8 protein-coding genes are annotated in these 15,769 nt (G+C 73.9%); 5 read left to right on the forward strand and 3 right to left on the reverse strand.

The genetic code is table 11. From position 1 onward, the window contains the following. Positions 1–58: 58 nt before the first annotated feature. Positions 59–2,302 (forward strand): LuxR C-terminal-related transcriptional regulator, encoded by a 2,244-nt coding sequence (locus tag B085_RS0105915; RefSeq protein WP_026250729.1) that lies wholly within the window; start codon positions 59–61, stop codon positions 2,300–2,302. Here B085_RS0105915 and B085_RS0105920 read toward each other — a convergent pair. After that, positions 2,275–3,789, reverse strand: coding sequence for a 4-hydroxyphenylacetate 3-hydroxylase family protein (locus B085_RS0105920; RefSeq protein WP_018557642.1), 1,515 nt, complete (start codon positions 3,787–3,789; stop codon positions 2,275–2,277). The two genes, B085_RS0105915 and B085_RS0105920, sit on opposite strands and share 28 nt — an antisense overlap. Positions 3,790–3,947: 158 nt before the next feature. Between B085_RS0105920 and B085_RS0105925 the strand changes: the two genes are divergently transcribed. The 3 genes from B085_RS0105925 to B085_RS0105935 all read left to right on the forward strand — a co-directional run bounded on the left by B085_RS0105925 (position 3,948) and on the right by B085_RS0105935 (position 8,782). Then, entirely contained in the window at positions 3,948–6,773 is a 2,826-nt protein-coding gene (locus B085_RS0105925; protein ID WP_018557643.1) for a helix-turn-helix transcriptional regulator, read from the forward strand. Positions 6,774–7,361: 588 nt separating this feature from the next. Beyond that, entirely contained in the window at positions 7,362–7,955 is a 594-nt protein-coding gene (locus tag B085_RS0105930; protein ID WP_026250730.1) for a malonic semialdehyde reductase, read from the forward strand. Positions 7,956–8,305: 350 nt separating this feature from the next. Beyond that, positions 8,306–8,782, forward strand: a complete 477-nt coding sequence (locus tag B085_RS0105935) for a cupin domain-containing protein (protein ID WP_234018500.1) — start codon at positions 8,306–8,308, stop codon at positions 8,780–8,782. A 199-nt stretch (positions 8,783–8,981) separates the two neighbouring features. On the opposite strand, the gene B085_RS0105940 is transcribed toward B085_RS0105935, so the two are convergent. Further along, positions 8,982–9,902 (reverse strand): MurR/RpiR family transcriptional regulator, encoded by a 921-nt coding sequence (locus B085_RS0105940; protein ID WP_018557646.1) that lies wholly within the window; start codon positions 9,900–9,902, stop codon positions 8,982–8,984. A gap of 62 nt (positions 9,903–9,964) precedes the next feature. Continuing rightward, positions 9,965–11,743: a serine hydrolase domain-containing protein gene (locus B085_RS0105945; protein WP_018557647.1), complete on the reverse strand. Its 1,779-nt coding sequence runs from the start codon at positions 11,741–11,743 to the stop codon at positions 9,965–9,967. Between the two features lie 560 nt (positions 11,744–12,303). Here B085_RS0105945 and B085_RS41415 point away from each other — a divergent pair. After that, complete coding sequence (locus B085_RS41415; protein WP_018557648.1) at positions 12,304–15,708, forward strand: S8 family peptidase; 3,405 nt, start codon at positions 12,304–12,306, stop codon at positions 15,706–15,708. Positions 15,709–15,769 lie beyond the last annotated feature (61 nt).

The following is a 15,769-nucleotide window of genomic DNA, read 5'->3' on the forward strand; positions in this document are numbered from 1 at the left end:
CCGTGTCGTGCCCGCCGGGCACCGGGGGCCCCGACCGGTCGGCCCGATGGGAGGCCCCGTGCACACCATTGCCGCGCACAAGCTCCACCCGCCCACGCCGCCGAGGCAGTTCGTGCCGCGGCCGCGACTGCTGCGCCGCCTCGACACGGCGGCCGAACCCGTGGTCGTCGTCTCGGCGCCCCCGGGCGCCGGCAAGAGCGTGCTGCTCGCCGACTGGGCCCGCGCCCTCGAGGCCCGGGACGGCCGCGTGGCGTGGCTGGAGGTGGACGCGTACGACAACACCCCGGCACGGCTGTGGGCCGGCATCCTCGCGGCGCTGCGGCCTCTGCGGCCCGGGCTGCCCACTCCCCCACCCGCCGGGGCCTGGACGCTGGAGGCCTGGGTCGAGGACCTGCTGCCCCGCCTCCTGGGCGCGCTGGGCGAGGGCGAGCCGCTCACCCTGGTGCTGGACGGGCTGGACCGGCTCACCGACAGGGCGGCGCTGCGCTGCCTGGGGGACTTCCTGACCGCGCTGCCCGGCGGTGTGCGGGCCGTGCTGGCCACCCGTCACCTCCCCGGGGCGCCGGTCCCGGCGCTGCGTGCCCGGGGCCTGGTCGCCGACCTCGGGGCGGACGAGTTGCGCTTCACCCCCGCGGAGGCCGCCGACCTGCTGGCCGGCTCGCCCGGCGGTCCTCCGGGCGAGCGGACGCTGCGCGAGCTGTACCACCGGACCGAGGGGTGGGCGGCGGGTCTCTGCGTCCTGGGGCGCGCACACACCACGTCCGGGGCCGCCGCCCCTGGCGGCGGGGCCCGCGCCGTCGCCGACTACCTCGGCACCGAGGTCCTGGACCGGCTGACCACCGAGCAGCGCGCCTTCCTGCTGCGGACCAGTGTCCTGCACGAACTGACCCCGGGGTCGTGCCATGCCGTCACGGGAAGCCACCACGCCGGAGTCCTGCTGAGGGAACTCGCACGGACCGTCCAGTTGCTGCTGCCCTCCGCCACCGCCCCGGGGGCCTACCGCCATCACCGGGCGTTGCGCTCCGTACTGGCCGGGCTCCTGGCCGCCGAGGAGCCCGGAGGAGCAGCGGCACTGCACCACGCGGCCGCGCGCTGGTATCGCGAACAGCAGCGCACGACGTCCGCCGTACGGCACTTCGTCCAGGCCGGCGACTCCCCGGGCGCGGTCGCGACCGTCCTCGACGCCTGGGAGGAGGCACTGGCGGGGGGCCGGACCGCGGACGTCGCGCGGTGGCTCGGCATGCTGCCCCCTCGCGCGGTCCGCTCCGACGCCCGGCTGTGCGTCGTGGCGGCGATGACCGCGCTGTGCGAGGGGGACCCCGAGGCGGCGGAGCGCTGGCTCGACGTGGCGAAGGCCCGGCCCTCCTGGCAGGGCACCGTGGGGGACGGGGGGACCGTGGCGCAGGCGGCGGCCGTGGCCCGTGCCCTCGTCCGCTGTCTGCGAGGGGAAGGCCCGGCCCTGTCCGGCGCGGGCGACGTTCACGGTGCCTCTTCGCTGACCGGCTGGCGGGCGCTGGCCCTCGTCGCGCAGGGCACCGCACTGCTGTGGCAGGGGCGTACCGAGGAGGCGGACGTCCGCCTCACCGAGGCGGTCCGCGACGCGCACGGCGCCCGGCACACGCTGGTACTGGTCCGTGCCCTGGGCTCGCGGGCCCTGTGCGCCTATCTGGCCGGGCGCCCGGCACGGGCGCGTACCCTCGTGGAGCAGGCGCTGGACGCGGCCCGTGCCGAGGGGCTGACCGGCCACTTCACTACCGCGCCCGCCCAACTGTGCCGGGCGGGGCTGCTGTTGGACGACCTCGCCCCCGGCGCCCGTGCCGAGGCCGCCGAGGCCCTGGCCGGCGCCACGAGGGCGCTCACGGCGACCGTCCACGGCGGCGAGCCGCCACTGCGGGCACTGGCCGGCGTCATCGCGTCGGGGCTGCCGCGCGGCCTTCGCGGCACCGTGCCCTTGCCCGCACAGGACGAAGGGGGTGCCGTTCCGCAGGTGCTCGGCGGTCTGCTCGAGCGCCTGCGAACGGCCCGGCCCGCCCCGGCCGCCGCCCGGCCGCTGCCGCCGCGGGCGCAGGACCTGTCCCCCGGGGAGCGCCGGATCCTGCGCGCGTTGTGCGGCCCGCTCACGCTGCGGGAGATCGCCGCTGAGCTGCACGTGTCCCGCAACACGGTGAAGACTCAGGTGAGTGCGGTCTTCCGGAAGCTCGGCACGCACAGCCGCAGCGGCGCGGTGGCCCGGGCCCGGGAGTGCGGCATGCTGCATCCCGGGCCCGGCACCGCCTACGAGGCGTCCTGCCGGCGGGCGTAGTCCGCCTGGGCCGTGTACGCGGTGTCCTGCTCCTCGGTGGCGCCGTCGATGCCGCACAGCTTCCGGGCGAGGTCGGCGATCGGCCCGCTCGGGGACAGTTCGGCGCGCTTCATGGTGAGCGTGCGGATCGCCAGCAGCGGCGTGCCGTTGAAGTTCTCGAACGTGCTGATGCGGTCGCCCCAGTCGGACAGGAACAGGTCACGGATCACCCGGCTGATCTTCAGCCGGTCGTGCGGCCTGCCGGCCGGGCCGGTCTGCAGTGCCTCCAGCCAGGGCCGCAGCTCCGGGCGCTGCCACTGCCCCTCGGTGGGGAAGATCAGCGAGGCGCGTCCGGCCAGGTCGATCACCTCGTTGACCATGCGGGCGATGTTCTCCAGGTAGTACGCCCGCCCGTAGTCGAACATCAGGACGTTCGGCTTGTACAGGCCGCCCGGGGTGGTGAAGCCCTCCTCCTCGCAGGCGATCACATGGGCCTTCAGCGTCTGGTGGAACCCGGCGAACTGCGAGATGCGCGCCTGCACCGGGGGCAGTTGGTACGTGCCGATGTGCTCGGTGATCAGGAGAGTGAGCCCCAGCATCAGCTCGGCGCGCACCATCTGCCGCACCAGCGCCTGGTAGTGCAGCCAGTCGAAGACGCGCTGCGGGTACAGCGCGGCGTGCTGGGGGTTGCCGATGTGGAACACCCGGTCCCAGGGGATCAGCACGTCCTCGAAGAGGATGACGCTGTCCAGCTCGTCGCCCTGCGAGGCCAGCGGGTGCTCGACGTCCTCGCCGTCGCGGACGTTGCTCTCGCGGCAGATGATGGTGACGCCGGGCGCGTTGGGGGGGACGGCGCCGAAGACGACCTGCTCCGCCTGGATGCCGGGGCGGTAGAACACGCCGATGTGGATCCAGTCGCCGAAGGCCGCGCCGGTGCCGATCGCCTTCACGCCCCGCACGGTGATGCCCTCGTCCGAGGTGGCCACCACCTTGAGCGCGGGCGACTCCGCCTGCGCGGACTCCCGGGAGCGGTCGGTCTGCGGGTCCACGAACGCCGGCGTCGTGTTGAGGTCGCCGTCCCGAACGACGTTCCAGAAGTCGCGGATCCCCTCGGTGAGGTCACGGCCACCGGTGCCCACGGCCTGGCTGCTCCACGGCTCCGGGTCGTCGACGTACGTCAGCAGGACGTAGTTGTTGACGTCGGGCGTGCGCGGGGTCGCGCCTCCGCCCAGCTCGCGCAGCACGGTCTCGATGTAGCGCCGCTTGCGCTTGAGGTCGTCCTTGCTGCGGTGCTGGAACCAGGTCATGGACCGCCGGACGCCGTCCTCGTCCACGAACGTCATGACGTCCTGCAGGTCCGCGCGGTGGTGGAGGTCGTAGAACTCGGCGATCCGCCGGGCGTACGCCCTGGTCTTCGGGTGTGTGGCGACGTTGTCGACGAGTTCGTCGCCCACCCACAGCTTCCGGCCGTCGTCGAGCGCCGCCAGGTATTCCTTGCCTGTACGCACGTCGTGCTCCTTTCCGGGACACGCGATCTGGACGGGACGGAGCCTGCGCCCCGACGGGGTGAGAACGCGCCCCGCCGCGGGACTTCACCCCGGGTGAAACCACCGGTCGCGGGCTCTCCGCCGTTGAGGAGGCCGGGCGCCTGCGGCACGATTGCGGCATGCACGATGCGGTCTCCCGGACGACGTACTCCCCCCGCCTGAGGGGCCGCGACGACGAGATCGCCGCCCTGCGCGCGGCCCTGGACTCGGTACTGCGCGGGGAGGGCACGTGCGTCCTCCTGGAGGGCGCGTCCGGCACCGGCAAGAGCGGACTGCTGACCCGCCTGGACGAGCTGGCGGGCGCGGCGGGGTTCGACGTCCTGTGGGTGCGGGCGGACGAACTCGACCAGTACGCCCCGCTGGCCGCGCTGTACTCCGCGGTGCACGGCCCCGCCGCCGCTGCCGGCGGGTCCCCCGACATCGCCGGCGACCGGCGCCTGTGGCTGCTGGACGGCATCACCGACGCCCTGGAGGAGCGCTCGCAGCGCGCCCCGGTGGCGGTGCTCGTCGACGACGCCCAATGGGCGGACCCGGCCACCTTGTTCGCCCTGCGGACGCTGCCCGGACGGCTGGCGGCGTCCCGGGTCCTGTGGGTGATCGCCGTACGCTCCGACGCCGCACGGGCCGACGTCACCCGGATGAGCCGGGCGCTGCGCGACCGGGGGGCGCAGGGGGTGACCCTCGGGCCGCTGCCGGCCGCGGCACTGGGGCAGCTGGCGGCGGACGTCCTCGGGGCCGCGCCCACCCCCGCCCTGTCCCGGCTGCTGGACGGCAGCGCGGGCAACCCCTTCCTGGCCATCGAACTCCTGCGTTCGCTGCGCGACGCCGACGCGCTCGGATTCCACGGCGGCACCGCGACCCCCCTGACCCGGGAGATTCCCGCCGGATTCCGGCGCGGCGTCCAGGAGCGGCTGGACCGGCTCCCCGAGGACGCGCGGCATCTGCTGCAGATCGGCTCGGTACTGGGCCGCGCATTCGACCTCGGCACCGTCGCCCGCATGCTCGGCAGGCCGGTCGGCGGGCTGCTGTCCGCCGTGGACGGTGTCATGCGCGCGCAGCTGCTGGTCGGCGCGGGCCGCCGGTTCGCCTTCCGGCACGACCTGATCCGGCAGGCCGTCCACGACGAGCTCCCGCTGCCCCTGCGAGTGGCCCTGCACCGGGACGCGGCCGACGCCCTGCGGGACGGCGGCGGGGACCGGGCGGAGATCGCCTGGCACCTCGTCCTCGCCGGAGGGGCCATCGACGACGCGTCCCTGCACACCCTGACCACCGCGGTCCGGGACCTGTCGCGCACCGTCCCGGGCTCCGCCGCGGACCTCGCCCGCCAGGCCGCGGACCTGCTGCCCGCCCATGACGCGCGGCGCGTCGAGCTGCTGACGAACGCCGCCGAACTCCTCGGCTGGACCCGGCGGGTCACGGAGGCGCTCGAACTGGTCGACGCCACCATCTCCGAGGGGCCGGCACCCGCCCAGGAGGCCGCGCTGCGGCTGGTCGGCGGCGAGATCCACCAGGCGGCGGGCGACGACGCGGCGGCCATGACGCATCTGGAGCGGGCCCTGGAGCTGCCCGACCTGCCCGAGGACCTGCGCGTGCGGCTGCTCAAGGCCAAGGCGACCGCGCACATCCACCGCCGCGAGATCGCGGCCGCCGAGGAGACGGACACCGGGCTGGTCGAGGCGGCGTACCGCAGCCCCGATCCGGCCGTCGTCGTCAGCGCCATGGTCTTCCAGTCGCAGACCGCCTTCTACCGCGGCCACTTGTCCCGCGCCCTCGAACTCGCCGAGCACGCCACCCTGCGTGCCGCCACGACCGCCGACGAACTGCGGCTGCGGCCGCCCCGCATCCCCGCGCTGTGGCTCGCCGTCGCCCTGGTGTCCACCGACCGGTTGGAGGACACCACACGCGTCCTGCGCGAGGGCCGGCGGTCCGCCGAGTCCCTCGGCCTCGGCTGGTCGCTGCCCCACTGGCACGCCTGCCAGGCCGTCACCTTGCTGGAAGGCGGCGCCCTGGACGACGCGGCCGTGGAGGCCGAAGCCTGCCTGGCGGTCGCCGCCGAACTGGAGACCGCCCGCGCTGTGCCCCTCGCCCGCGCGGTCCTGGCCCTCGTCGACACCGCTCGCGGCGACATCACCCAGGCCGGGGCCCATCTGCGGGCGGCGACGGCGACCACCCCCGGCGGCACCCCCTACGGCCCCTGGACGGCGCTCGCCCACGCCCGCGTGCTGCGGGCCCAGGGACGCGCCGGCGCCGCGGCCGAGGCGATCGGCGCCTTCCGCTCCGGGGACCGAAGGGCCTGGCTGCTCTCCCTGCCCCCGGGCCACTGGCCCGCGCTGGCCCGCACGGCACTGCGCGGCGGGGACCGCGCGACGGCCGGGGAGATGGCCTCGGTGGTACACGCCGTCGCCGAGGAGAACCGCGACCAGGGCGTCGTCCTCGCCGTACGGGACCACATCGACGGGCTCCTCCACGACGACCCCGCGGCACTGCGGGCCGCCGTCGCCGGACACCGTCTCGACGCCCGCCTTCCGGCACTGGCCGCGGCCCACGAGGACCTGGGCGCCCTCCTGGCCGCGACGCGGGGCCGTTCCGACGAAGCGGTCGCCGCGCTGGAGGAGGCGGCACGCCTCACCGCCGCGATCGGGGCCGTCCACGACCACGAGCGCGTCCGCCGCCTCCTGCGGGACCTCGGGGTGCGCGCCGCCGCCATGACACGCCGGGCGACCGCCACCTCCGGCTGGGAGAGCCTGACGGAGTCCGAGCTGAAGGTGGTGCCGCTCGTCGCGGAAGGGCTCACCAACCGGGCCGTCGCCGACCGCCTCTACGTGTCCGTCCACACGGTCAACACCCATCTGAAGCACGTCTTCACCAAGCTCGGCATCAACACCCGTGTCGAACTGACCCGGTTGGCGGTGGAACGGGCGCGCGCCGGTACCGACCGGCCTTGAGCGAACGGGCCGCCGAGATCCCTTGAATGGGCGATGCCCGGCCCTGCCACCCCTCCCGATGCTGGTGACGGGGCAGGCCACCGGCCCGGTGGCCGCCCCGCCCAGTTCCGGGAGTGAGTGACCATGACGACCGCACGCGGATACCGCGGCTCTCTCCAGGGTGTCGTGGCGGCCGGCGCGGCACCTCACGGCTACACCCTGGCGCTGTGGACGGCCACCGCGGTCACCGTGTCCGCACGGGACACACCGTCCGCCACGCAGGCGCTGGCGCTGCTCACCGGCGCCACGCTCACCTACGTGGCGGTCGGGGCCGCCGCCCACGGAGGCGCCGGACGCCCACTGGCCCCCACGGCACCCCCGGCAGGGCCGGTGTGGGCCGCACTGCACCTGCCCACGGTCGCCCTCGGCGCCGCGCTGTGCCGGCTGCTGGCGCATACCCTCTCCGGCCTCCCGCTGTGGGGGCTGGTCGGGGCCACCGCCACCGGTGTGTATCTGCTCGGCGCGGCTGCCCAGTTCCGGTGGGCCGGGTCCGCCCGGCGTCCCTCACTCCCGTCACCCGTTCCGACCGCACCGACCCGAGGAACCGCCATGACGCTCGTGCTCGACCCCGCCGCACAGGACCTGCTCTTCCGTGAGGCGCGCACCGCCAACACCTTCACCGACGCCCCGGTCACCGACGAGCAGGTCCAGGAGATCTACGACCTGGTCAAGTACGGTCCGACCTCCATGAACCAGCAGCCGCTGCGGATGGTCCTGGTCCGTTCCGACGACGCCCGCGCGCGCCTGGTCCGGCACATGGCCGAGGGCAACAGGAAGAAGACCGAATCCGCCCCGCTCGTCGCCCTGCTCGCCGCCGACAACGAGTTCCACGAGCAGCTGCCCACCGTCTTCCCGCACTTCCCGCAGGCGAAGGACGTCTTCTTCGCCGAGCGCACGGTCCGTGAGCGCTCGGCCGCCCTCAACGCCGCGCTGCAGGTGGGCTATTTCATCATCGGCGTCCGCGCCGCAGGTCTCGCCGCCGGCCCGATGACCGGCTTCGACGCCGACGCGATCGACAAGGAGTTCTTCCCCGAGGGCGACCGCTCCGTCCTCGCCGTCGTCAACATCGGCAACCCGGGAACGGACGCGTGGTTCGCCCGCAACCCGCGGCTGGCCTACGACGAGGTCGTCAGCACCGTCTGACGCGGGAGGGCGGACAGACCGCGCTGACGCCCCCGGGCCCCGCCCCGGGGGCTCGGCCGTACCCGGCCACGTCGGCGTCACCGCACCCCCGTCATGGCGTAGCCCGTACCGGGGTCCTCGGGTGAGGACGGCGCGCATTCCCGGAACGGGTGGGCGGCTGCCGCTCCGCACGCGTCCACTCCTCCGGCCGGCATCCGCAGCCCGAGCGGACGGGCCGATTCCGTTTTAGGCTCCTCGACGGGTTCCGGGCGCCGCGGTACGCATGCGCGGACCGGAATCCGTCGAGTCGTTCCGGACCGGATCGCGCACCGTTACCTCGGAGAACGTGAAGAGGACAGGAGATCGCCGCCATGACCCGAATGGCGTTCCGTCGAGGCCTGCTCGCTGCGGGTCTCACCATGGCCGCGGTCGCCGCGTGCGCTCCCGCGGCAAAGGACGTCGAGGGCGATGCGCCCGCCGCCGCGGTCTCCTCGGAGCCGTCCACGAGGCCGCCCGACAAGCTGTCCATCCAGTTCGAGCAGGCTCTTCCGAACGTGAAGGGCAAGACGTTCACCTCGGCCGTCGTCGACTATCCGCCCAACGGGAGTACGCCCCCGCATCACCACGGGCAGGCCTTCGTCTACGCCTACGTGCTCAAGGGTGCCGTGCGCAGCCAGCTCGCCGGCGAGGCTGTTCACACCTACCGCCAGGGCGACTACTGGATCGAGCCGCCCGGGGCGCACCATGTCCTGTCGGAGAACGCCAGCCGTACGGAGCCCGCGCGACTGCTGGTCGTCTTCGTCAGCAACACGGGCGAAGCGATCAAGGTCAACGATCCGTCGAGCTAACGGAAACCTCCAGCCGTCGGAGGCCGGTCGTCCGCGTCGATGCGCGACTCGCACTCCGCACCGGGCGGGGCGACCGGGCAGGGCGCGGACGTCCGGTAGAGCAGCGGGGCCGCGCCGCGCTCGGTTCCGCAGACGGCTGCCACGAGATCCTCGAACGCGTACCTGACGGCGCGACGGCGTACAGGCCCCCCGACGCGGCTCACCTCGGCCGCCTGCCTCCGGCCGGGCGTGGGCCGAGACGCTGCCCGCTGACGGCTTCGTACGTCGCCGCCAGGGCCTTCCCCGACTGTTCCGGATGCCGCTGCGCGATCCCGATGAACAGGCAGTCGATGACCGTCAGCTGCGCGATGCGGCTGGCCATCGCGCCCGACCGGAACGTGGTCTCGCGCGCCGCGGTGGTCAGCACGAGATCGGAGACCTCGGTGATGGGCGAGCGGGGGAAGTTGGTCAGGGACACCGTGGTGGCTCCGTGCCTCCGGGCCACCCTCAGTGCCTCGACGGTGTCGGCGGTGGCGCCGGTGTGGGAGAGTCCGAAGGCCACGTCCCCGGTGCGCAGCACGGCCGCCGACGTCAGCATGATCTGCGTGTCGCTCCAGGCGAAGCCGACTCTTCCGATCCGGTGCAGCTTCTGCTGGAAGTCGGCGGCCACGAAGGCGCTCGCGCCCACTCCGTACACATCGACGCGTCCCGCGCCCGCCATCGCGTCGACCACGTCGCCGAGCACCGCCACGTCCAACTGCGCGCCGGTCTCCTCCACCGCCCGGGCGTCGGCGAAGGCGACCTTGCCGACGATGCCGGCCAGGTCGTCGGTGGAGGTGATGTCGTCGCCCAGGTGGCTCTCGGCGCGCGCCCCGGCGCGGGCGGCCTCGGCGGCCATGGCGATCCGCAGTGCGGGATACCCGTCCAGACCGACCGACTTGCAGAACCGGATCACCGTGGTCTCGCTGGTGCCCGCCGCGGCGGCCGCCTCGGAGATGCTCCGGCGGGCCGTCCGGGCGGGGCTGTCCAGCACCGCCCGGGCGACCCGCTGCTCCGCCCGGGCGAGGCCGGGCAGGAGCGAGCGGATGCGCACCAGGAGGGCGCTGTCCTGCAGGTCGTCAGCCGTGTTCTCGGTCACCACGCGGGAAACCTACTGAGGGCCCTGCCGCAGGTCAACGCGGAGCCGGCGCCCCGGCGCGGGCGTCAGTGCCCGCCGCCCGCCGGGAGTTCCCGCCAACCGGCCGAGGTCAGCGGGGCGCCCGGCTTGTCGCCGTCGAGCAGGACGTGTGTCCCGTCGGTGACCCGCAGCCCGCTGAGGTTGACACCGCGCCCCTCGTAGACCGAGTCGGTGGTGTAGCGCCAGCGCAGTTCCAGACCGGACGCCGCGTCCGGGACCTCCGCGTGCACCCGCCACCAGGCGCGTACGGCCTGCCCGGACAACGAGGTGACGTCGTCGGCGGGAGCACCGGTACCGGTGACCCGCAGCGCCACGGGCTGCCAGGTCGCGCCGCCGTCGGAGCTGGCCTCGAGACGGAGGCGATCCGTCGATTCGGTGTTCACGAAGGACCTGAAGTCGACGTCGACCGTCCCGGAGGCGTTCAGCGGACCGGTGGTCAGCGTGCTGGTGGCACCACCGCCCTGTCCCGAGAACCACGAGCGGCCGCCGCCGGGCGCCTTGACCGGCATCGCCTGGGCGAGGGCCCCGGCGATACCGCGGCGGGCGGCGTTGGTGGACGGGGTGGTGCGTGTGGCGTGGACCCGGTTGGTCAGCAGGACGGCGAACGACCGCGACTCGGGGTCGATGACCAGCGAGGTGCCCGTGAAGCCGGTGTGACCCATCGTGCGCGGGCCGGACAGACCGCTCATGTACCAGATCTGGTCCAGCTCGAAGCCGAGGCCGTGGGAGTCGCCGGGGAAGGCCTGGTTGAAGTTCTCCTCCAGCAGCGAGACACCGTGCCGGCTGAGGACCCGGTGGCCGCGGTAGGTGCCGCCGTTGAGGATGGCCTGGGCCAGTACGGCGAGGTCGTCGACGGTGGAGAAGACGCCCGCGTGCCCGGCGACGCCGCCCATGGCCCAGGCGTTCTCGTCGTGCACCTGACCGTGCACCAGGCCCCGTGCGGGGGTGGTCTCGTACTCGGTCGCGGCGATCCGCGGCAGCTTCGAGGCCGGTGGGTTGTATCCCGTGTCGGTCATGTGCAGGGGCCGGGTGATGTCCTCGCGGACGAGGGTGTCGAGGCTGCGGCCGGTCACCTTCTCCAGCACCAGCTGCATCGTGAGCATGTTGAGGTCGGAGTAGGTGTACGTGGTCCCGGCCGGGTTCACCGGCGTGGTGTCCAGAATGGCCTTCACCCGTGACGGGATGTCGGGGTAGCCCTGCCACAGCGCCGGCTCGGGGTCGGGTGCGAGGCCGGAGGTGTGGGTGAGCAACTGCCTGACGGTGATGGCGCCCTTGCCGTTCACCGCGAACTCGGGCAGGTACTCGGCGACCGGGCTGTCGAGCCGGATCCTTCCGGCCTCCAGTTGCTGTACGGCCACCAGGGACGTGAACAGCTTCGACAGCGAGGCCAGATCGTAGATGGTGTCGGTACGCGCGGGTGTCCACCGGTCCTTCGGCAACTCGGTCTGCGGGGCCGAGTACCGCGTCGCGTAGCCGGTGGCACCGCGCTCGACGACCTTGCCGTCGTGGACCATCAGACTGGTGGCGCCGGGGAAGAGGTAGCCGGCGCCGCTCGCCGGGTCCGCCCAGGCGGCGACCTGCTCCTCGAAGGCGGCGATCGGGGCGGGGTCGAGCCCGGCGGCCCTGGGAGAGGCCGGCCGCAGCACGGTGCCCGCGGGCGCGAACCCGGCATACGGCTGGTCGAAGCGGCGGCCGCCGCCGTCTGTCCCGGCCGCGGCCGACGTGGCGGCCGTGGCTCCGGCCGGCAGGGCGAGGGCGGCCACCATGGCCGACGCCGCGGTGAGTGCGAGTACAGGAATCCGCATGGGTACCTCGTTGGTGAGGAGTTGGCTTCGCTGTGCGGCACGCCTCCGGCCTGGCCGGCCGCCGGCCGGGTCGCGTGGACGCTGGGCGGTCAGGGGAAGGTGCCGTGGTCACTCGGCACGTCGGCGGGGAGGTCCGGCCCCCGGAGGCAGAAACTCGTTAACCAACTCGGAGCGATGTTCGTAAGTTAGTAACCAAACCGAGGACGGTCAACAGCCGGTCCGATGCGGGCCTTCGGACCGGCCGGAGCCGCGGCCCGCCCATCCGCACCGAACTGACGCACCGTCAACGCCGGTCACCGGCAACCCCGCCAGGCCGCGGCGCGGAACCGGGAGAGGAGGCCGATTCCCCCTGCGGCGACGCACACCGCTAGGCAACCTTGATCAAATGTGCTTTTCTCGTCGCTCGTGACCAGGACTCGATCCGGAGTTCGAACCGAGCGGGGCGTCAGCATCCAGGCACCCGGCTCCCGGACCGGGTCCCGGGTGCCCGGCGACCGCCGGGCCCCCAACTGCCCGCCGTCCGCGCACAGGTCTCCCGGGCGGCTCGAAGGTACTCATACATGCGCATACACGCCCGATGGGCCCTGCTGCCGGCACTCGCCGGTCTGCTCGCGGGGGCCGTGCCCGGGGCCGCCCAGGCGTCGCCGGCCCCCCTGCCCCTCCGACCCGACGCCGGTGCCGCGTCCTCCGAAGGCGGAACGGTCCGCACCCTCACACTGATCACCGGCGACAAGGTCACCGTCACCCGCGGCGCCAGTGGCACTCCCGGCGTGGGCGTGCGGCCCGGCCCCGGCCGCACCCGCGTCGGCTTCCAGGTGTCGCACCAGTGGCACGGGGCCGACCACCACATCTCCGTGGTTCCGTCGGACGCGCAACCGCTCCTGGCCGCCGGCAAGCTCGACCCGCGCCTGTTCGACGTCACCGAGCAGCTCGACGCCGGGTACGACGACGCCTCGAGCGACTCCCTGCGGCTGATCTACTCCGGCCGCCGCGGCACGTCCGACGCCGCCCGCGGCGCGCTCCTGCGGCACGGCGCCAGGATCACCCGGACACTGGACGTCCTGAACGGCGGCAGCGTGGCGCCGGCCAAGCGGGACGCCGCCGCGTTCTGGACGTTCGTCAGCGGCACGCAGGGGCTTCGCGGTCCGCTGGACAAGGTGTGGCTCAACGGCGTCAGCCGGGTCGCCCTCGCCGAGAGCACCCGCATCATCGGCGCCCCGGAGGTCTGGGACAGCGTCGACTCCAACGGTGTGCACGTCACGGGCAAGGGCGTCACCGTCGCCGACCTCGACACCGGCTACGACCCCACCCATCCCGACCTGGCGGACAAGGCCGGCGGCGACCGCGCCAGGGACTTCACCGGCACCGGTTCGGTGGTGGACGGCAACGGACACGGCACCCACACCGCTTCCACCATCGCGGGCACCGGCGCGGCCTCCGGCGGGACGTACAGGGGCGTCGCCCCCGACGCGAAGCTGCTGATCGGCAAGGTCTGCACCGACGACGGCTTCTGCCCCGACGACGCCGTCATCAACGGTATGACCTGGGCGGCCGAGGCCGGCGCGACAGCCGTCAACCTCAGCCTGGGCTCCGCCCCCTACGCGCAGAGCGACCCGCTCACCGAGGCCGTCGACGCGCTGACCGCCGAGCACGGCACCCTGTTCGTGATCGCGGCAGGCAACGAAGGCGCCCCGGCGGCCGACTACTTCGGCGGGACCGTGGGCTCCCCCGGCATCGCCGACTCCGCGCTCACCGTCGGCAGCACCACCAAGCAGGACGCGCTCAGCACCTTCTCCAGCCGCGGTCCGCGGATCGGGGACTTCGCCGTCAAGCCCGACATCGTCGCCCCGGGCCAGGACATCACCGCGGCCCGCGCCGCGGGAACCGCCATGGGCGACCCCGCCGGCCCCTCGTACGTCACCGCGTCCGGCACCTCGATGGCGACCCCGCACGTCACGGGGGCGGTGGCGCTGCTCGCGCAGAAGCACCCGCAATGGAAGGCCGCCGACTTCAAGTCGGCGCTCACCAGCGCCGCCAAGGGCCTGCCCGGCCTGACCGCCTACGACCAGGGCACCGGCCGGCTGGACGTGGCCCGCGCCGCCGGGCAGGACGTACGCGCCACCTCCGGCAGCGTAAGCCTGGGCAAGGCCGACTATCCGCACGACGACGTCACCCGGACCGGCACCGTCACCTACGCCAACGACGGCGCCGAGGACGTCACGCTCCACCTCTCCGTCGACGCGTACGGGCCCAGGGGCAAGGCCGCGCCCGCGGGGGCCTTCGCCCTGTCGGCCGACACCGTGACCGTCCCGGCCGGGGGCACGGCGTCCGCCGGCATCACCGCCACCGTGGACGACACGATGGCGGGTGCCTACGGCGGTTCGGTCGTGGCCACCACGGACGACGGCGCCACCACCGTCCGCGACGCCTTCGGCGTCTACGCCGAACCCCTCACCCACGCGCTGTCGCTGACCGTCCTCGGCCTCGACGGCAGGCCCGTCGGACCGGACATCAGCGTCTCCGCCTTCGACAGCCGGACCGGCCTGCAGTACAGCCTCCCCACGGACGCGGACGGCAAGGTGTCCATGCAGCTTCCGGAGAGCGAGTACGACATCTCCGCGAGCAAGTTCGACCCCGTGGCGCAGACCTCCGTCCTCTTCTCCCGGCCCGGCGTCGGCCTCACCTCCGACACCCCGGTCGTCCTCGACGGCCGCGAGGCGACGCCGGTCGAGCTCACCGTCGACAGGCGCGGCGCCCGGAACGACGGCATCTTCGCCAGTACGACCTCGATCAGCGCGGACGGCCGGTACGGCACACAGAAGTTCGTGCTGGGCTTCCCGGGCAGCCGCGTCTACGCCACGCCGACCACCAAGGTCGGCAGTCACCCGTTCTGGTTCCTGGCCACCCAGCGCTGGAGCGGCACGGTCCGCGGGATCGCCGGCCGGCCGGCCCGGAGCTACGCCTACAACCTGGCCGTCAACAGCAAGGGCGCGGTCCCCGCCACCCTGACCCGCCCCGTCCACGACCGCACCCTCGCCCGGGTCGAGGAGACCTACGCCGACCAGGGCGGCAAGCCGCTCGGCGTACGGATCGACACCCCGGTCCCGACCTACGGCGCCATCACCTTCGTCGACGGCAACCAGATCCCCGTCCCCGGCAGGCAGACCCGGTACTACACCGACGACCCGGCGATCGTCTGGGACCGCACCCTCGGCATGCGCGCGCAGGACACGGCGGGCTACGACGAGATCCAGTTCGCGGGCACCACGCGGTTCACGCCGGGCCGCAGCTACAGCCGGGGATGGAACCAGGCGCCGCTGCGCGCCCGGTCGGTGGAGGCCGTGCGCCTCGAGGACCGGATGGCCCTCACCCCCGGCCTGTTCTCCTCGGCCGCCGCGGACACCCCGACCCACTCCGGCGAGGCCCGGGACACCACGGGCTCGTCGGCCCTCTACCGCGAGGGAGAGAAGATCGCGTCGCTGGACTCCCTGGGCCGGCTCGAGACGGCGGTCCCGTACGAGAAGGCGACCTACACCCTGACCTCCTCCGGCACCCGCACGGTCGGCTGGTCGAGTCTGGGCAGCAGGGCGTCCGCCACCTGGACCTTCGCCTCGGCACGCCCGGCCGGACCGGAACCGGCGGAGCTCCCGCTGATGAACGTACGGCTCGGCGGCCCGGTGGGCGCCTCGGGCACCGTCACGGGCGGCCGCCCGTACCTCTTCACCGTGACGGCCGAGCGGGGCGGCGCGGCGGCCACCCGGAAGCTGGGTGTCCAGGTCTCCTTCGACGACGGCAGGAGCTGGAAGACCCTCGACGTCCGGCGTGCGGGCGACCACGGCTTCGTCAAGCTGACACCGCCCTCGGCCGGCGGTTACGCCTCGATCCGCCTCACCGGCGCGGACACCTCGGGCAACACCGTCGACCAGACCGTCATCCGCTCGTTCCGGGTGGCACGCGGCCGGTAGGGCGGCCGCGTACGACGACGCGACCCCGGCACGCGGCCTCTGCGCCGCGTGCCGGGGTCGC

Origin of the sequence: Streptomyces sp. BoleA5 (assembly GCF_000373665.1) — a bacterium.
Taxonomy (GTDB): domain Bacteria; phylum Actinomycetota; class Actinomycetes; order Streptomycetales; family Streptomycetaceae; genus Actinacidiphila.

Bases quoted from the DNA above. Each gene is read 5' to 3' on its own strand.
- B085_RS41415 (WP_018557648.1), top strand. From the start codon at position 12,304: ATGCGCATACACGCCCGATGGGCCCTGCTGCCGGCACTCGCCGGTCTG.
- B085_RS0105930 (WP_026250730.1), top strand. From the start codon at position 7,362: ATGACGCTCGTGCTCGACCCCGCCGCACAGGACCTGCTCTTCCGTGAG.
- B085_RS0105935 (WP_234018500.1), top strand. From the start codon at position 8,306: ATGACCCGAATGGCGTTCCGTCGAGGCCTGCTCGCTGCGGGTCTCACC.
- B085_RS0105945 (WP_018557647.1), bottom strand. From the start codon at position 11,743: ATGCGGATTCCTGTACTCGCACTCACCGCGGCGTCGGCCATGGTGGCC.
- B085_RS0105925 (WP_018557643.1), top strand. From the start codon at position 3,948: ATGCACGATGCGGTCTCCCGGACGACGTACTCCCCCCGCCTGAGGGGC.